Genomic DNA, 16785 nt, shown 5'->3' with positions numbered 1-16785 from the left:
AGGTTTGTCGGTATTTTAGCCTGTGTCCGTTAAGGTGCTGAAAAAATTAATAAGGAAGATCAAATCACTATTATCAAAACTCAGGTGGCAGTCATATGCGTAAACCTTCCGGAATTCTAATCTCTATTCTGATCTTTTTTGTCTGTAGCATGGACGGTCTCGCCCTGGGTGAAGAGGCATCCTTTGCCAATCGGGTGATGGGAAAACATAATCCCAAAATCTCCGATGTTTTCCATCATCGGTTTTCCCATTATTCGGAAGCAGAACCCCTGGTCAACCTTTTGGAAACCTTTGCCCGCAGCCAGGGCATGCGCGCCGCATTTACGGAGAATGTCAAAGGGGAGGTCAGCGGCCGGTTCAACGGCATGACGCCGGAAGATTTTCTGGCCGGGATTTACACGGCCTTTGGGGTGGAATGGTATGCTCTGGACGATATCCTCCATTTTTATGTCAAACGGGACCTTGAACGGCGCCTGGTTTACCTGTCCGCATCCCGGCCCTCTGAAATGAAGCAGATTTTAACCGAGGCAGGCCTCATCTCTGAACAATTGTCCTGTACGGCCAATGACGCAAAGAAAGTACTTGTTTTTTCCGGGCCCGGGGATTATGCCGACGGTGTGGCCATTGCCATCCAGTCCTATGAAGATGCCTACCGGAACGAGCAGGAGATCAAGGTCTTCTTTTTAAAACATGCCTGGGCAGACGACACCTCCATCGGGTCGGGCAAAGCCAAAAAGACCATCCCCGGCGTGGCCTCGATTTTAAGGGACATGGTCCTTGCCGCCCGGGAGCAGAGCAGTCAGCTGGCTGTGGGAACGGGAATAGGAGCTGCGGTCCGGCAGACCATCCCGCCTGAACTGGGAATAGACCGGAATGCCGATGAAGTGACCCTGGAAGAACTGAGGCAGGAGGCCAAAGAACAGATGGAACTGGACCGGAAAGTGGCCTCTCCCATGCATACCACGGCCAGGGGCCTGCCGGTTCTTCCCAAGCAAGTGATTGAGCCCAGAATTCTGGCCGACTCCCGAAGCAACTCCGTTATTGTCCGGGATGCCTCCTTTCGGATGCCCTACTATGAAAAGGCCATCAAGGAGCTGGACAAAGCCCTTGACCTTGTCGAGATCCATGCCGCCATTGTGGATGTGGACACCAATTACACCCGGACCCTGGGCGTGGATTTCGGAGGTGCCTCCAATGTCGGTGACAATGCCGGGGTGGGGGCCGGAAGCAATATTTCAAGCATTATCAGTCCCGAGGACATTATCGGCCAGGCTTCCAATGGCGCTTCCATTATCGGCGACGGATTCAATTTTTCCACGGTCTATAAAATGGGGTCCGATTATTTTCTGGCCAAGGTCAGCGCCCTTGAAGATCAGGGGGATGCCCGGGTCCTGGGACGGCCGTCGGTCCTGACCATTGACAACACCTCTGCCTCCCTGGAGACATCAACCACCTTTTATATCCGTATTGTGGGCGAGAACGTGGTGGAGCTCAAAGAGGTCTCGTCCGGGACCAACCTCACAGTGACGCCCCACATCATCAAATATGAAGACGGATCAGCCACCATCAAAATGACCGTCAGTATCGAAGACGGGCAGGAGCCGTCCACAGGATCTGTGGAGAGCGACATTCCCGCCGTGACAAAAAAAACCAATATCGAAACCCAGGGGTATATTTCTCCTGGACAGAGCCTTCTGATCGGCGGGTACTACTATGAAACTATCAGCACGACAGATTCCGGGGTTCCGGTTTTAATGGATCTTCCGGGCATTGGAAACCTGTTTAAAAAAGCCACCAAAAGTGTGCAGAGAATGGAAAGGATGGTGCTGATTACACCGAAAATCATCAAACCCCAGGCGATAGATCCCCAGACTCTGGATCTCGATGAAACAAAATTTTTCCGGTCACCCTATTCAACCGAGTCCGGCGGTGTCACATCTGTGAGACCGAAACCGGCGGGTGGCTGTTCAGCCCGAAGGAGCGCCCCTTTGCCCGAAACACAGCCATAGGCTTTGATTAATATGGACAACAACCTCCAAATGAATTGCATGGGATAAGACTTACATAATGACACAACCGGCCCATATTCTTCTTAAAATTTTTTCAGGCCCGCACATGGGCGCTGAAATTGTGCTCTACACGGGAACCACCACTGTCGGCCGCAACAACAGCTGTGACATCATCTTACAGGACAGCACCGTTGCCGAACGTCATCTCCGCATCCTGGTTTCTGAAGACATCTCAGCACGGCAGGTGCTGAAGATAGACAGCATTGACGCCCCCTTTACCATGGTATCCCAGCCAGCGGATCAAGAGATCGAACCCGGGTCCGGTGAAAAAGAAGCGCCCAGGGATGCATCGCAATTGGAAACTTCGGAATGGCCGGCGTTGACTCCCCTTATGCTGGGAACCACCTGTCTGGTCTGGAAGCATGAAGAAGATGCCTGGAAAGATATCCAGGCCACGGGCATCCTGGACGGCCCTTCTTTTTTACAGTCTTCGGCGCTGGAGGAAAAGCCGGGCAAAGAGGCAGGTGACGGGAAAGGGGATTCAAAGGAAGAGACCAAAAAGACCATTGTCCTGCCGGTCTGGCTGTCCCGGGGGCTAAAGGCCCTGGGGCTGATTTTGATTTTTCTCTTCATCTTTGGACCCTGCCTTGATTTCAAAAGTGTCAAGCTGGCCAGAAACATGCACAAACTCCTTGAAAAGGCAGGGTTCGAGTACCTGACCGTGACCCAGACCAATATCGGAGTGACCGTGCTGGGCACCGTGGATACCCAAAAGGACAGAAGAAGTCTGTGGCAAATCGCCGGCAAGGTGGATTACCCGGTTTTCATTGATGTCAAGGTGAGGGAGGAACGGTCCTATGCCGTGAAGGTCGCCCTGTCGGTGCGCGGGCTTTTTCCGGAGATAGAACTGGATGGGAATGATATCCTGATGACGGGATACATGCGTGACAAACTCATCGAAGGCGCCGCCAAAGTCTGGATCAAAAAGGATATTACCCAAGTTGAAAACATTACATCCTCCATGGTTTATGCATTTCAGGTCTGGCCGCTCTTAAAGGACCGGATTATTAAATACCACCTGGAAGATCTGGTCATCATCCGGTTTCACCCGGGGCTTGTCCAGGTCGAAGGCGAGCTTGACTTTGACCAGCGCCAGGTCCTGGAAACGATCAAAGGCGAAGTCTGCGAGGAGCTGAACTCTCCCATTGCCTTTTGGGATACGCTGACGGCCCCGGGATTTTCAGCCGAGTGGAACGCCAGCCTTAATGAGGGGGGGCGTTCCAAATACGCTCCGGATTCAGGGCTCTCCCAGCTCTATCTGGACTCCCAGACATCCAAAGGACTTCCGGCATTTTCAGCGGCTGCTCCTTCAAAAAAAGCCCTGGATGAGCCGGAACAGAAATCAGAGATCTTACCGCTACGGCCGGCACCGCTTCAGACTCAGAAACAAAGCGGCATGGCCGGCCAGACAGAAAAAGGGGCTGAAGATCAGGCCGGAGGCTCGGATGGAGAAAAGGTCCGCTATGCCCGTGATGACGAGGGCAAGTTTCTTACAGACAGTGAGGGCAATCCCATTATCCTGGGCACGGCAAAGGATGAACAAGGGAATATCCTAAGAGATGCGGACAATGTTCCCATTCCGCTGACCGTGGCCAGGGATGCCGAAGGCCGCATTGTCCGGGACAAAAAAGGCAATCCCGTCCTGGTTCCGTCGCTCCTTGACAAACATGGAAGAGTCTTAAGGGACAGGGGAGGCAAGCCGGTTGCTCCGAGGGTGATTACCGGCGTGAAAAAAAGAGCCGTTTTGGATAAGGAAGGCAATCTCATTCCCGATCAAAACGCCAACAAAATTCTCATTGACCGGTTGACACCGCAAACAAAAGAGGATGGGCAGCCATCCGCGGCCGGCCGGGAAACCGGACAGGATTCCTACTTTGACCAGGCTTTGCTTGATTCCGACAAAAAACTTTTTGGGTCTGGTACGGTGATTGCAGATTCTAATAAGGCAGATCAGGAAGCACCGGAGGATCCGCTGGGAGGGCTTGAAATTCTCAGTATCACCCTTGAGCCTATCCCCTTCATCAGCATGAAAGATGGGCAGAAATTTTTTACCGGAGGCAAGCTGCCAAGCGGCTATATTATCAAAAAGATCGGAACCGACCGCCTGGTGCTCGAAAGAGGCGAGAGCATAAAAACCTATAAGATAAGGCTGAGATAATGAACACAACTTCACAATCACTGACCCGATTCACCGCAGATTTTCTGGAGAATGACGCCAATGCTTCCGGCCGGTCAACCCTGATCCAGGAGCTGACCGACATGGAAACTCTGCTGAAACGAAAAATGGATGCCGGTGTCACCCCGGATGAAGCCAGGAAGGCAGAGGTCATCCGCCAGGCAATTGATGCCGCTAAAAAAACCGTTGATACCATCTGGGAGTCCAAATACAACTGATCCGCTGGAAATCCCGGAGAAAAACAGATTGCTCAACTTAAAAAAAGGAGGTTTATCATGTCCACTTCAACTACAGGCGTTTCCACACCAACCATTAAAACCGCATTTGAGGAACTGCAGGGAAAGGTGAGTTCCGCCGGTGAGGATCTTCAGGGAGACATCACCAAAGCATTGGAGGGTGAAGATCTTGATCCCATGCAGATGCTTGACCTTCAGTTCAAGATGGGCCGCTTCAATGCCATGGTCGAGGCCGCGTCTTCCGTCACCAAAGGACTGACCGATACCGCAAAAACACTGGCCCAGCGTGCCGGCGGATGATCCTGAAGTTCTTTGGGAAAAGCTGACTTTATCTTTCAACCACACGGCTGTCTTTAACCCGGGTTAAAGACAGCCCAAAGGAAAACACCCATGCTTGAACAACACCAGATACAACGACTGCTTGACATCGCCTTTGTGGGATGCCAGCAGGGCCGGACCGGCCTTGCCAGGCGGGTGATCGATGGGCTGGATCTTCTGCTGGAAGACAGCCTGGAACTTGAAATCTGCCGGGCCATGAGCTTTTACACGGTGAACGACTTTGGCAGAGCCCGTGAGATTCTGGAAACGGCCGCAGACAAGTTTGCCCATGATCCCATGTGCATCACCCACCTGGCACTGGTGGACATCCTGGAAGGGGAAACTGCCAAAGCCAGGGAAAGGCTGGATGGAGTCATTGCCCAGAACAAGGATGCTGAAGCGGTTCAACTGGCTTCCAGCCTTGTCGCCGAACATTTTTAAAACCGGAGAGTGCCAAAAGGGAAATCCAAATTATGGGTATAGAGACTTTGCTGCAATCAATGATGAATCTGTCCCGGGCCCAGGCCCTTGAAGTTCCCCAGGACGGCAATGTGCCGCTTCCCAAGGGCAAGGCCGATCCTGCCGCTGCCGATGAATTTTCCCGGATCATGGCCTCCGATTCCAAAGGCCTTGAAGCTGCGGCCGATCCGGGCAAAGAAGTTGAGCAGCCTGCCCAGGCCTCCATGCAGGTACAGGAACCGGACAGGCTCCCCGAACCCCAGGAACCAGGCTATGCCAAAGAATGGCTCAATTCGGTGACCGATATTCTCGGCAAGGATGCGATTTCCCACTCAGACCTTTACCGGGTCCAGGTCCTGGCCGAACTGACCCATATTGAAGTGACCCGGAACAGCAACGTGACAAAGGGCATTGACGACGGGCTGAAATCATTGCTGAAAAATACTTAAAATTATCTGGATATCATAATGACAAGACCAATTTCTTTTCGAAGGATATGGATATTCTTCCTGATGGCTGCGGTTCTATTCCTGCTGGCCGGATGTCAGCAGGAGCTGTACAAGGATCTTTCAGAACGGGATACCAATGAAATGATGGCCGCCCTGATGAAAAGGGGAATTTACGCCACCAAAGACGATCAGGGCAAGGGGCTTTTCACCTTGTTCGTAGATGAATCCCAGGTCGTGGGCTCTCTTGAGATATTGCGGCGCCAGAGTCTGCCGCCCCAGGAGTTTGCCTCCCTGGGTTCCACTTTTCCAAAGGAGGGCATGATGAGTTCTCCCCTGGAGGAAGAAGCCCGGCTCGGCTTTGCCATTTCCCAGGAACTGGCCGGCACCTGTGCGGAACTGGACGGGGTTCTCAATGCAAGGGTCCACGTGGTGCTGCAGGAGCAGGACCCGGTCACCGAAGCGATCACCCCGGCCACGACCTCTGTTTTTCTCCGGTACCTGCCCGGTTCTTCGGTTGAGCAGTACGTGCCGCACATCAGAAATCTGGCGGCCAACGCGGTTCCCAACCTTAAATACGACAACACCTATGTTTTTCTATTCCCGGCCTCTGATACCATTATCATGCCGCCGCCCCCCGAATACAAACAATTGTTCGGGGTGGACATGGCCCCCTATGCCGTCCGGACCTTTATTACCGCACTGGTGGTGTTTATCTCCCTCGGTGTCCTGACCGGGGCCGGCTGTGCCGTCGGGTATCAGAAATATGATGCGTACAAAAAAAGGGCAGCGGAAAAGGAAGATGAAGATGACAGATGATGCTGTCGCTTTTCCGGATGGAAGCCGCATTTTTCTTCGGAGCCTGGCAGCGGATCACCCTGAGTTGTTTAAGGCCGTTGTCCGGTTCAACGCCTCTGTCAACCGGAAAAATTCTGTTTCCAAAGAGGCTGACGGCTCTGCGGTCAACGCAGTGATCAACGGGTCGAAACGGGCTGCCGCCCGGCTGAACGGAAAATTTACCCGGGGGTTCTGGGATTTTGAAGAGGAGTCCAGGCGGATGGCCCTTCTCGATTCAAAGACCCTGAAAACCCTTCTTTTTACCTGGGGAGCGGCGTTTTGTGCGCCGCTTCTTTGCCGTTTTGTCCAAAAACAGGATCTGGAGATTCTCCACCGGGACATGGAACCGGGATACACTGATTTTGCATTGAAGCGCGGACGGTTTTTTCTGGGAGACTTTGACGGCATCATCCGGCTGGACGAGGCAGGCGCAAAAGCCGAACAAATGCCGGATCTGATCATGAAGCACAGCATGCGCGCCCATGAAATCTGCCTTAGGTACTGGCCGGAACCGCTCAGGGAGCTTCAGGCGGAAAAGATAAAACTCGATTTGCCCGACTGGTTTGAAAGAAAGCCGGAAATGGACCGGCCCCATCCTTCCCATCCAAGGGCGGTCTGGTTCAGTTTTAAAAAGATTTTACTCAAGGAGGTGGCGCCAGAATGGACTCCATGCTTTTTCTGAAAAAACAGTATGTTGAACCGCCCGCAGGCCGGCAGATTCTGAAACAGGAAGAATACGGCCACCTGATTCAGGCCAACCAGGTCCTGGAAGAGGCCCATAAAAAGGCCGGTGAAACCATGGCAAAGGCCTATGAGATTTACGAGGCAAAGAAAAAGCAGGGATATGAAGACGGACTGGAAGAGGGACGGCAGGAGCATGCCGAAAAGATCATGGATACGGCCCTGCGGACGGTGGATTATTTTGAGTCCATGGAAAAAGCCATTGCCGGTCTGGTTCTTCAGTGTCTGGAACGGATCATCGGAGAGGTTGACGATGATGAACTGATTTTGAAAATCGTCCGGTCGGGTCTGGCCGTGGCAAGAAATGAAAAAAAAGTGGTGGTCCGGGTCAGTGCGGAGGATGCCAAGACCGTGGAAAAATCGATATCCAAATTTCTCCAGGCCTATCCCGGCATCAGTATCCTGGATATTGTGACCGATGACCGCCTCTCAAAAGGGGCCTGCCTGATCGAAAGTGAACTGGGGGTTGTGGACGCCGGCATTGAGACCCAGCTCAAAGCCATTAAACGGGCCATTGACAAGAGGATATGAGCCAAATGACCTTTGATTACATGGTCAACATCATTGAAGATGCCATCAAGGGCATCAAAACCATTGAAATCCGCGGAAGGGTGGAAAAGGTCGTGGGCACCATAATTCACGCCGTTGTACCCGGTGTGAAAGTCGGTGAACTCTGTGTTTTGCAAAACCCCTGGGAGGACTGGGAGCTGAAGGCCGAGGTGGTGGGGTTTGCCAAACGGGTGGCCCTGTTGACCCCGCTGGGAGACCTGCAGGGCATCTCCCATGCCACGGAAGTGATCCCCACCGGAGAAATTCATTCCGTTCCCGTGGGAGACGACCTTTTGGGCCGGGTTCTGAACGGGCTTGGCGAGCCCATTGACAAGGGGCCGGCCCTGAAACCCAAGGGGTTTTATCCGGTCTATGCAGACCCGCCAAACCCCATGGAAAGAAGGATCATTGACAAGCCCATCTCTTTGGGGCTTCGGGTGATCGACGGGGTTCTAACCTGTGGAGAAGGCCAGCGTATGGGGATCTTTGCCGCGGCCGGCGGCGGGAAAAGTACCCTTTTGTCCTGCCTGATCAAGGGATCGGAAGCCGATGTCTGTGTGCTGGCCCTCATCGGGGAGCGCGGGCGTGAGGTCAAGGAGTTTTTGGAAAACGACCTGGGTGAGGAAGGCATGAAAAAAGCGGTGATTGTCTGTTCCACCTCGGACCGGCCTTCCATGGAACGGCTCAAGGCCGCCTATGTGGCCACGGCCGTTGCCGAATATTTCAGGGACCAGGGAAAACAGGTCCTGCTCATGATGGACTCGGTCACCCGTTTTGGCCGGGCATTGAGAGAAATCGGGCTGGCCGCCGGGGAACCGCCCACAAGAAGAGGGTTTCCCCCCTCGGTCTTCTCCAGCCTGCCCAAGCTGATGGAACGGGCGGGAAATTCCGGCAAGGGCTCCATTACCGCCCTTTACACTGTGCTGGTGGAAGGGGATGACATGACCGAGCCCATTGCCGATGAAACCCGGTCCATCCTGGACGGTCATATCATTTTATCCAGAAAGCTTGCCGCGGCCAACCACTATCCGGCCATTGACGTCCAGGCATCGGTGAGCCGGGTGATGAACAGTATTGTGGACGATGCCCACAAAGAGGCGGCCCAGCGGCTTCGAAAGGTGCTGGCCAAGTATGCCGAGCTTGAGATCCTGGTCCAGATCGGAGAGTATGAAAAAGGCGCGGATGCGGAAGCAGACGATGCCCTCGGCCGGATCGATCAGATCAACCAATTTCTCTGCCAGGGCCTGGACGAGTACGCCACCTTTGACCAGACCCTTGAAGCGCTCAAAGGGGTGGTTTCATGAAGGTATATCCCTTGGCGGCCTTGCTGAAACTGCGTATTTTCCGACAGGACAAGGCCATGCATGGACTGCAGAAATGCGAGCGGGAACTGGCAAGTGCCAGAAAAGGGGTAAAAACGGCCGTCCAGACCCACATGGATTTCATGGTCTGGCTGGAAAAAGAGGAAGAGCGCCGTTATGAGAGCATCATGGGCCGGGATATGACCATTGATGAGGTGGATGATTTCAAGGCCGGGCTTCTGGCTGCCCGCAGCCAGGAGAGCATGTACCTGGAAAATATCCTTAAAGCCAAAAACCGGGTGCAGATCTGTGAGGAAAATGTCACGGCAGCCAAAGCAGCCCTGCTGGCAGCCCAAAAAGCCACCATGAAAATCGAAGTGCACAGGGAAAGATGGCTGGAAGAGGTAAAAAAGGAAGAACTGTTGACAGAGGAACGGGAACTGGAAGACTTTAGCCCCCTGAAGCTGGATCTCTTTGATGAGGGGCTGGCCGCATAAAGGCCGGGTCAGGCAGGCATATGATTGAAAACACTAAAATTGAGGCAGGGGACCCGGAAAAGCAGTCCCAAAAGACAGGCCCCAAACCGGTTGACACGGCAGATGCCCATGCCCTGCAAAGCCACTTAAAGCAAACCTCCGGCAGCGAAGGACTTTCTGCTATCTTTTCCAGCCAGGCCAAACAGATCCAGACCGGGGAACAAAAGAAAGCAGATGCCGACGACCTGGAACAGCGGCTGGCCAGATATCAGGAAAAAAAGAGGGAAGACAGAGAGGGGAACAAAAGGGAACCGGAACCGGAGGAGCCTTTTGATGAGGATCTGGTACGGGATGTGGCGGAACAGATCCTGGTATCGGACAAGGAGTACATGGACGCGGCCGCCCAGAGCGAGGTCCGGATAAAAATCAATGGGTCCATTTTAAAGGATACCCATGTTCACCTGGGCCGGGAAAAAGATGGCCTGAAGGTAAAATTGATCAGTTCGGACAAGTATGCTATCCAGACCCTGACAGAGGCCAGCGGCCGGCTGGAGGACCAGTTGAAAAAAAATTTCAAGGGGAAAATCGAAATTGACATTATTCATCTGACACCACAAGGAGGCAGCGAATCGGTCCGCCATGAATGAAAAAAAGGAAACATTGCCGTTGATGCCGGAAAAGTACAGCAGCCTTGAACTGGAATTCTTTAACCTGGTCAGCTCAAAGCAGATCGAGTTTGAAATGATGATGGGCAGCCGTCCGGTCAGGGTTACCGCCGGTTTTAAACCTAAGGAGACCGACCGGGACACAGAAGAGTCTTCCCTTCCCGTCCACCTGGCGTTTGAGGCGGAAGATCTGCTGTTCCAGGTCAGTTTTCTAAAGACACGCTTTCTTTTTGATTTTTTGGAAACCGTGGATTCAGAGGGGCTGCTTGGGCAAATCCAGCCGGAGAGCCTGCCCGAAGAGGTGGTCTGGGCTGTGGTGGAATCCCTTTTATCGGAAAGCCTGGGCAGAATGGAGTCCCTGGTCAATACCCCCATAACCATTGTCTCCCCGGTTTCCGATCCAATTTTTTCCTCTGCACCCCTTGATTTTGAGCTGGCCTTTATGGATCAAGGGGAGGTTGAGAAAAAAGTCCTGGGCCTGCTCTATCTTCCTTTAAAAGAGAGGGCCATGTCCCTGCTAAAGGCAGCGGTTGAACCTTGCAGGCCCCGGCAGATGGAATCCTCCATCACCCGGAATATGGAAAAAATCATTTTTTTCGAGGCCGGCAGCCTTGTTCTGCCGCTTCATCAGGTTAAAGCGATTGAAACCGGGGATATCCTTGTCCCGGACAACTGGTATCTAAAAGAGGGACAGCTTGTCATGCGGATGAACCCCCATGCATATTTTTGTGAATATCACGGGGATGAGATGACAGCGGTGCTCAGACAAAGAAAAGCTTCTAAAACGGGTAGGGCCATGGAAAATATAGATGATGCAGTCAATGAAGCAGGAGAAGTGTCAGACAGCGGAACCCCGAGTCTGACCCAGACCCGGGACCTTGATCTTGAACTGGTCTTTGAGGTGGGACAGGCCGTGATGAGGGTGGAGGAGATCGAGATCCTGGCAGAAGGGGCCGTGATCCCCCTGTCCAGGAAGATCGATCAGGGAGTGCCCGTGGAGGTCAAGGTCATGGGACAGAAGATCGCCAGGGGAAAAATCGTTGCCATCGGAGAGGAAATCGGTGTGCAGATCACAAGAACAGCAGGGGATAAATGATTGAATCATGTTTGATTTAAGTCCTGCCACCCTCATTTTTTTAATGGTGTCCGTGGGCATTGCCCCGTTTGCCCTGATGATGGTCACCTCCTACGTCAAGATCGTAGTGGTGGTTTCCCTTGTGCGCAATGCCCTGGGGGTTCAACAGGTGCCGCCGTCCACGGTTCTGAACGGGCTTGCCATTGTCCTAAGCCTGTTTATCATGGCCCCGACAGTGATGCAGACAACCGAACTGCTCGGCGCCCAGACCATCCAGGAAAATGCCAGCCCCGCTCAACTGATGACCATCGTGAAAAATTCATCGGGCCCGCTGATCCGTTTTTTGGATAATAATTCGGAAAAAAGAATCAAAGTCTTGTTTGAGAGGACGGCCCGCCGGATCTGGCCCGAAAGCCAGCACGACAAAATATCGGGAAACAATCTCATGATTCTGATCCCGTCCTTTACCATCTCCGAGCTGACCAAAGCCTTCCAGATCGGCTTTCTGCTCTATCTGCCCTTTGTGGCCATTGATTTGATCATATCCAATATCCTGCTGGCCATGGGTATGATGATGGTCTCTCCCATGACCATTTCTCTGCCCTTTAAGCTTTTGCTGTTCGTGACCCTGGACGGGTGGCTGAAAATCAGCCAGGGATTGATGCTCAGTTATACCTAAGCATGGGGAAAGAATGACTTGAAAAGGATCGACTGACAAGTGAGTAAATTATGGATATCGGCGGAATAACCCAGCAGTACCAGCAGATGATCGACTCCCAGGCAGCCCGGCCGGAGGCCCAGGGCAGCTTTGCCGGTATGAAGATCTCGGTGAGTGATCCCACTTCCCTGATTATGAACTCGGCCGAAGAGGCCAGCTTTGCCATGTCGGAAAGGGAAGAGGCCCGGATCGAAGAGCGCAAGCTAAAGCCCAAGGGGCCGAACACCCAGCGGCTTGAGCAGGTCGAAAAATATACCGAGCTCATGGACAGGCAGGGACAGAAAAAAGATCTGGAGTCTTTTGTTTCTTCCCTGGCCAAAAAATCGAATCTGGATCCCAGGGCGGCTGCCGAAGAAGCCTTAACCTTTTTCAAGGACAATGCCGGTGCCTATACGGCCCTTGGATATGCCAGGAAAAAATTATCCGACACCTTTGGGGAGGATCTTTTCCTGGAGGCCATGGACCAGCTGGAAGACCTGGCCGGGGACTCCATCAAAACCCAGCTTGCCGCAGGGGTTGCCGCGATGGAGCACGGAACCCTGGGGGAGGCAAAGCAGCTCACAGACCTGTTTGAGGAAACCATCGGCAACCTGGGCTCCCCCATGGATATCTATGAAAGAATTGTTACCGAATACGGGGAAGAACGGCTGGAGGAAGCCATTGCCTTTTTAAGAAAAAGCCGGAGCAACATGCTCAGCGCCACGAGCAGTGAAACCGACAAAACCCTGCTCAACGCCTTAAATGACGACCTGGGCAGCCTTCAACTGCTCAATAGTCTGGATTCCCAGTGCAAAACCCTCAACACCCAGGTCAAGGACCTGACCGGTAAAGCCGGGATGACCAGCACCCAGTTTGTCAGGGAAATTTTAAAACTCGGCAATACCAATTTTATCGGCCCCTTTGACATCGAGGAGATGGCCGGTAAGGTGGGCGTCAAAAAGATTGAAGATAAAATTGTGTTCATGCAGAGCTTAAGTGCGGCTGCCCAGGATTTCAGCGAACACCTTTTTATCGAGCCCCAGGGAAGGCTCAATATTATTGAGGCCACCCAGGCGGCATTGGACGACGCCATTGATATTGAAGATCAGATGTATGAAGAATGAAAAATTGGATGGATAGGTAGCGCTCTATGCATATTATTAAAGCCGTGGAAAATCTGGGAAACCAGATGGGAATCCAGCTCAAACTCAACGATGACGGATGCGCATCCTTAAATGTCGGTGATCAGGGATCGCTTTTTATTGAACGCTCCCAGGACACCATGGCCATCAGTTTTGCCAGAAAACTGGACATTGATGTTCTGCCCTGTCTGGAGAGGGGGCTTGAGCTGTGCCGCCTGAAAAACGAACCCCGGCTGGGGCTTCGTGTCGGTCTTTTCAGGGACGACACCATCGTGGTGGTCTGCAAGCTGGAAAAACACCATATCAACGCAGGGATGACCGATCAGATCCTGCCCTATCTATTTGAAACCATGGATAAAATTATTTAAGGGGGAAAAACTATGTCCAACGGCGGCATATCCATGCTCAATCCGGGCCTGGGAATCAATAAGATCACCACACCCCAGCAGGAAAACATGTCCATTGCCGGGCACAAGAAGGGCGTTTCTCCCGCCCTGTCCGTGTCCGGGAATGAGCAGGGGTTTGAGGTTTACAATGAAAAAAACATGGACTCCATCGTGGACAGATATCTCTGTCCCAGGGCCGATGACCCGGACCTGATGAGCCCCCATGTTTTTCAGCATACGGTGCAGGGCGCCCTTGAAAAGCTGGGGGCCATGGATTCGGACAACCCGGTATCGGCCCTGGGCTCGGATATCGCCCAGAATAACGAGATTGTCAGGATGTTTACCTCCCTGGTGATCCCCGGTTAGCAGCGGGCTTCTCTTTTTTGGGCCTGAATCAGACAACAAAGGGAAAAGTCTGCTATTATAACGGTTTTAACCATTCAGTCTTGACCGCTTGCCGGAAAAGACAGGAAAAGAGCATTGAATCAGACAACGAGCAAATATCAACTGACAAAGAATGAAAGGGATGCCCTGTTCTTTTTGGTCTATTTATACATGCGGATCGGAAAAATCAATGAGGCCAAAGTGATTCTGAAAAGCCTGAAAAAGGCATGCCCGGATGAACTGCGGACCGGGAAATACCTGGCCGCCATTGCCCTTGAAAACGAAGATGCAGATGCAGCCCTTGCGCAGTTAAAACCCTATCTGGATCGAAGTGAGATCAAGAGCCTGGATGCCCCCCTGCTGCTGATGCAGGCCAAATGCCTCTGGATGAAGGGCCAGGAAGATGAAAGCCGCCAGATTATTTCCGAATACCTGATCATGACGGGAGAAAACCGATGTCCCTAAACTCGATGGCCAACAATGCGGTCAACCGGCTCAGCCGCCATAATGATATCACCCTTGCCCTGTTTTTAGTGGCCATCATCGGTTTGATGATCATTCCTTTGCCCACCCCCCTGGTGGACACCCTGATCGGGCTCAACCTGGGGATCTCCCTTGTGGTGCTCATGATGTCCATGTACGTTGCCACGGCCCTTGATTTCAGTGTTTTTCCGACGGTCCTGCTTTTCACGACCCTTTACCGCCTGGCCTTGAACATCACCACCACCCGCCTGATTCTCCTGGAAGGGGATGCCGGCCAGATCGTTTATACCTTTGGCAATTTCGTGGTGGCGGGCAACTTTGTGGTGGGTGCGGTTGTCTTTCTGATCCTGACCATTGTCCAGTTCCTGGTCATTGCCAAGGGATCGGAGCGTGTGGCAGAGGTCGGGGCCCGGTTTACCCTGGATGCCATGCCCGGCAAACAGATGAGTATTGATGCCGACCTTCGGGCCGGTGCCATTGACCAGAAAGACGCCCAGGACCGGAGGAACCGGATTACCAGGGAAAGCCAGATGTACGGGAACATGGACGGCGCCATGAAATTTGTCAAGGGAGACAGCATCGCCGGCATGATCATCACGGTGGTCAACATCGTGGGCGGTATCATCATCGGTACGCTCCAGCACGACTTGAGCGCCGGGGCCGCCATCCAGAAGTACGGTATCCTGACCATCGGCGACGGTCTGGTCTCCCAGATCCCCTCCCTTTTAATCTCCATCGGCGCCGGCATCCTGATTACCCGGACCTCGGATGAAGACACGGATCATTTGGGCGGCCAGATGGGTGACCAGATTCTGGACCGGCCCAAGGCCCTGCTCATGGCCGGAGGGCTCCTGTTGTTAACGGCCGGGATCCCCGGATTTCCCTGGCCCCAGATCGTTGTCATCTCCGTGGTTCTCTCCGGAATCGGGCTGGTCCTGCTCCGGGCCCAGAATCAGCCCGTCCTGCTGGACCAGGGAGAAGAGCTGCAGAAAACCCTGGCCCCCACGGTAAAAGCCCGGCGGAAAAAAGCGGTAAAACAAAAGGAAGAGTTCGCCCCCACCGTTCCTCTGCTCCTGGACATTTCAGCCGATCTGGGCACCTCCCTGACCTTTGACACGCTCAACAATGAAATCATCACCCTTAGGCGCGTCCTTTATTATGAGCTGGGAGTCCCGTTTCCCGGGATTACCATCCGTCCCACAGACGCCCTGCCCAGTTTTTCCTATACGCTTCTGCTCCACGAAATCCCGGTGACCACCGGTACCCTGGTCCCCGGCAAAGTCCTGGTCAAGGAAAAGGAAAGCACCCTGAGGATGCTGAACATCGAATCGGAAAAAAGAGAGGATTTCCTGCCTGAATACCCCTCGACCTGGGTCAGCGAAAAAGACGTTTCCAGGCTTGAACAGGCCGGTTTCGGCTATATGACCCACGCCCGGATCCTGACCTACCATGCATCGATTATCCTGGCCAGAAGTGCCTCGGAATTTTTAGGGTTGCAGGAAACCAAATACCTGATGGATAAAATGGAAGAACGGTTCCCGGAACTGATCAAAGAGGCCGCCCGGCTGCTGCCGGTGCAAAAGGTAGGCGAAGTGCTCCAGCGGCTGGTCCAGGAAAGGGTGTCCATCCGGAATCTGCGGGCCATTTTTGAAGCCATTGTCGAGTGGGCGCCCAAGGAAAAGGATACGGTCCAGCTCACCGAGTACGTCCGGTCTGCACTGCGCCGCCAGATCAGTTTTAAATACACCGGCGGGCTCAATGTTCTGGCCGCGGTTCTGGTCGATCCGGAAACCGAAGAAGAGATCAGAAAATCCATCCGTCAGACATCCTCCGGGGCTTTTCTGGCCCTGAGTCCGGAAGGGGCCAAGAAAATCGTGGAGGAACTGAGAAAGGCCCTGGGAGACTATAAAAAGAAAAAACAACTGCCCGTGGTGATGACTTCCATGGATATCCGGCGGTATGTCCGCAAGCTGTTTGAAAAAGAGTTCTATGATATCGCCGTGGTCTCCTACCAGGAGCTGACACCGGAAGTCTCGGTCCACCCCATCGGCAGGATCAGAATGTAAGGAGAAAAAATGGTAGAGCAGGCCGCCATCAGTTACGCATCCAAGGCCATGTATTTGGTCTTGCTGCTGTCCATGCCGCCCATTATCGTCGGTTCCATTGTCGGGCTTTTGTTCAGTCTTTTCCAGGCCATTACCCAGCTCCAGGAGCAGACATTAAGCTTCGGGGTCAAGCTGATTGCCGTTTCCCTGACCATCCTGGCCACGGCCGGGTGGCTCGGCGGCATGCTGCTGACCTATGGGGAAGAGATTTTTGTCAATTTCAACCAGATCCTGAACTAG

The 16785-nt window shown here is 53.2% G+C and carries 20 protein-coding genes; all 20 read left to right on the top strand.

The features are described from left to right. Window positions 1-95: 95 nt before the first annotated feature. The 20 genes from sctC (at window position 96) to sctS (ending at window position 16785) form a co-directional block, all read left to right on the top strand. Complete coding sequence (gene sctC / locus F608_RS31710; protein ID WP_022665962.1) at window positions 96-2009, top strand: type III secretion system outer membrane ring subunit SctC; 1914 nt, start codon at window positions 96-98, stop codon at window positions 2007-2009. Between the two features lie 58 nt (window positions 2010-2067). After that, window positions 2068-4227 carry a type III secretion system inner membrane ring subunit SctD gene (sctD, locus tag F608_RS0112395; RefSeq protein WP_022665961.1) on the top strand — a complete coding sequence of 720 codons (2160 nt, stop codon included), beginning with the start codon at window positions 2068-2070 and terminating at the stop codon, window positions 4225-4227. Further along, window positions 4227-4463 (top strand): hypothetical protein, encoded by a 237-nt coding sequence (locus F608_RS31705; protein WP_022665960.1) that lies wholly within the window; start codon window positions 4227-4229, stop codon window positions 4461-4463. The genes sctD and F608_RS31705 overlap by 1 nt, the downstream gene beginning before the upstream one ends. Window positions 4464-4520: 57 nt before the next feature. Continuing rightward, entirely contained in the window at window positions 4521-4781 is a 261-nt protein-coding gene (locus F608_RS31700; RefSeq protein WP_022665959.1) for an EscF/YscF/HrpA family type III secretion system needle major subunit, read from the top strand. 90 nt (window positions 4782-4871) lie between these two features. Then, entirely contained in the window at window positions 4872-5240 is a 369-nt protein-coding gene (locus F608_RS0112380; RefSeq protein WP_022665958.1) for a tetratricopeptide repeat protein, read from the top strand. A 32-nt stretch (window positions 5241-5272) separates the two neighbouring features. Next, on the top strand, window positions 5273-5707 hold the full coding sequence (locus tag F608_RS0112375) for a hypothetical protein (RefSeq protein ID WP_153307498.1): 435 nt from the start codon (window positions 5273-5275) through the stop codon (window positions 5705-5707). 63 nt (window positions 5708-5770) lie between these two features. Beyond that, window positions 5771-6523 carry a type III secretion system inner membrane ring lipoprotein SctJ gene (gene sctJ / locus F608_RS0112370; protein WP_051148569.1) on the top strand — a complete coding sequence of 251 codons (753 nt, stop codon included), beginning with the start codon at window positions 5771-5773 and terminating at the stop codon, window positions 6521-6523. Further along, complete coding sequence (locus F608_RS0112365; RefSeq protein ID WP_022665955.1) at window positions 6513-7223, top strand: hypothetical protein; 711 nt, start codon at window positions 6513-6515, stop codon at window positions 7221-7223. Before sctJ ends, F608_RS0112365 begins: the two co-directional genes overlap by 11 nt. Continuing rightward, on the top strand, window positions 7202-7813 hold the full coding sequence (locus tag F608_RS0112360; protein ID WP_022665954.1) for an HrpE/YscL family type III secretion apparatus protein: 612 nt from the start codon (window positions 7202-7204) through the stop codon (window positions 7811-7813). Before F608_RS0112365 ends, F608_RS0112360 begins: the two co-directional genes overlap by 22 nt. Before the next feature lie 5 nt (window positions 7814-7818). Further along, entirely contained in the window at window positions 7819-9135 is a 1317-nt protein-coding gene (gene sctN / locus F608_RS0112355) for a type III secretion system ATPase SctN (RefSeq protein ID WP_022665953.1), read from the top strand. Then, window positions 9132-9629 carry a type III secretion system stalk subunit SctO gene (gene sctO / locus F608_RS0112350; RefSeq protein WP_022665952.1) on the top strand — a complete coding sequence of 166 codons (498 nt, stop codon included), beginning with the start codon at window positions 9132-9134 and terminating at the stop codon, window positions 9627-9629. The genes sctN and sctO overlap by 4 nt, the downstream gene beginning before the upstream one ends. Window positions 9630-9649: 20 nt before the next feature. Further along, window positions 9650-10255 (top strand): type III secretion HpaP family protein, encoded by a 606-nt coding sequence (locus F608_RS0112345; protein ID WP_022665951.1) that lies wholly within the window; start codon window positions 9650-9652, stop codon window positions 10253-10255. Window positions 10256-10277: 22 nt separating this feature from the next. Further along, complete coding sequence (locus F608_RS0112340) at window positions 10278-11369, top strand: FliM/FliN family flagellar motor switch protein (RefSeq protein WP_161626855.1); 1092 nt, start codon at window positions 10278-10280, stop codon at window positions 11367-11369. Window positions 11370-11376: 7 nt separating this feature from the next. Then, window positions 11377-12027, top strand: a complete 651-nt coding sequence (gene sctR / locus F608_RS0112335) for a type III secretion system export apparatus subunit SctR (protein WP_022665949.1) — start codon at window positions 11377-11379, stop codon at window positions 12025-12027. A 50-nt stretch (window positions 12028-12077) separates the two neighbouring features. Beyond that, window positions 12078-13169, top strand: a complete 1092-nt coding sequence (locus F608_RS0112330; protein WP_022665948.1) for a TyeA family type III secretion system gatekeeper subunit — start codon at window positions 12078-12080, stop codon at window positions 13167-13169. A gap of 26 nt (window positions 13170-13195) precedes the next feature. Further along, window positions 13196-13555, top strand: coding sequence for a type III secretion system chaperone family protein (locus tag F608_RS0112325; protein WP_022665947.1), 360 nt, complete (start codon window positions 13196-13198; stop codon window positions 13553-13555). Between the two features lie 12 nt (window positions 13556-13567). After that, window positions 13568-13939: a type III secretion apparatus assembly protein SctX gene (gene sctX, locus F608_RS0112320; RefSeq protein ID WP_022665946.1), complete on the top strand. Its 372-nt coding sequence runs from the start codon at window positions 13568-13570 to the stop codon at window positions 13937-13939. A 114-nt stretch (window positions 13940-14053) separates the two neighbouring features. Beyond that, window positions 14054-14422: a type III secretion apparatus assembly chaperone SctY gene (gene sctY, locus F608_RS0112315; protein WP_022665945.1), complete on the top strand. Its 369-nt coding sequence runs from the start codon at window positions 14054-14056 to the stop codon at window positions 14420-14422. Next, complete coding sequence (gene sctV, locus F608_RS0112310) at window positions 14413-16506, top strand: type III secretion system export apparatus subunit SctV (protein ID WP_022665944.1); 2094 nt, start codon at window positions 14413-14415, stop codon at window positions 16504-16506. The genes sctY and sctV overlap by 10 nt, the downstream gene beginning before the upstream one ends. A 9-nt stretch (window positions 16507-16515) precedes the next feature. Next, window positions 16516-16785 carry a type III secretion system export apparatus subunit SctS gene (sctS, locus tag F608_RS0112305; RefSeq protein ID WP_022665943.1) on the top strand — a complete coding sequence of 90 codons (270 nt, stop codon included), beginning with the start codon at window positions 16516-16518 and terminating at the stop codon, window positions 16783-16785.

This window comes from Desulfospira joergensenii DSM 10085, from assembly GCF_000420085.1.
In the GTDB taxonomy this organism is placed as follows: Bacteria; Desulfobacterota; Desulfobacteria; order Desulfobacterales; family Desulfobacteraceae; genus Desulfospira; species Desulfospira joergensenii.
Note: the sequence above shows the minus strand (reverse complement) of the source record. Positions and strands in the feature narration are given on the sequence as shown.

Coding starts and splice junctions, on each gene's coding strand:
- sctC (WP_022665962.1), top strand. CDS start 96: ATGCGTAAACCTTCCGGAATTCTAATCTCTATTCTGATCTTTTTTGTC.
- sctD (WP_022665961.1), top strand. CDS start 2,068: ATGACACAACCGGCCCATATTCTTCTTAAAATTTTTTCAGGCCCGCAC.
- F608_RS31705 (WP_022665960.1), top strand. CDS start 4,227: ATGAACACAACTTCACAATCACTGACCCGATTCACCGCAGATTTTCTG.
- F608_RS31700 (WP_022665959.1), top strand. CDS start 4,521: ATGTCCACTTCAACTACAGGCGTTTCCACACCAACCATTAAAACCGCA.
- F608_RS0112380 (WP_022665958.1), top strand. CDS start 4,872: ATGCTTGAACAACACCAGATACAACGACTGCTTGACATCGCCTTTGTG.
- F608_RS0112375 (WP_153307498.1), top strand. CDS start 5,273: ATGGGTATAGAGACTTTGCTGCAATCAATGATGAATCTGTCCCGGGCC.
- sctJ (WP_051148569.1), top strand. CDS start 5,771: ATGGCTGCGGTTCTATTCCTGCTGGCCGGATGTCAGCAGGAGCTGTAC.
- F608_RS0112365 (WP_022665955.1), top strand. CDS start 6,513: ATGACAGATGATGCTGTCGCTTTTCCGGATGGAAGCCGCATTTTTCTT.
- F608_RS0112360 (WP_022665954.1), top strand. CDS start 7,202: ATGGACTCCATGCTTTTTCTGAAAAAACAGTATGTTGAACCGCCCGCA.
- sctN (WP_022665953.1), top strand. CDS start 7,819: ATGACCTTTGATTACATGGTCAACATCATTGAAGATGCCATCAAGGGC.
- sctO (WP_022665952.1), top strand. CDS start 9,132: ATGAAGGTATATCCCTTGGCGGCCTTGCTGAAACTGCGTATTTTCCGA.
- F608_RS0112345 (WP_022665951.1), top strand. CDS start 9,650: ATGATTGAAAACACTAAAATTGAGGCAGGGGACCCGGAAAAGCAGTCC.
- F608_RS0112340 (WP_161626855.1), top strand. CDS start 10,278: ATGCCGGAAAAGTACAGCAGCCTTGAACTGGAATTCTTTAACCTGGTC.
- sctR (WP_022665949.1), top strand. CDS start 11,377: ATGTTTGATTTAAGTCCTGCCACCCTCATTTTTTTAATGGTGTCCGTG.
- F608_RS0112330 (WP_022665948.1), top strand. CDS start 12,078: ATGGATATCGGCGGAATAACCCAGCAGTACCAGCAGATGATCGACTCC.
- F608_RS0112325 (WP_022665947.1), top strand. CDS start 13,196: ATGCATATTATTAAAGCCGTGGAAAATCTGGGAAACCAGATGGGAATC.
- sctX (WP_022665946.1), top strand. CDS start 13,568: ATGTCCAACGGCGGCATATCCATGCTCAATCCGGGCCTGGGAATCAAT.
- sctV (WP_022665944.1), top strand. CDS start 14,413: ATGTCCCTAAACTCGATGGCCAACAATGCGGTCAACCGGCTCAGCCGC.
- sctS (WP_022665943.1), top strand. CDS start 16,516: ATGGTAGAGCAGGCCGCCATCAGTTACGCATCCAAGGCCATGTATTTG.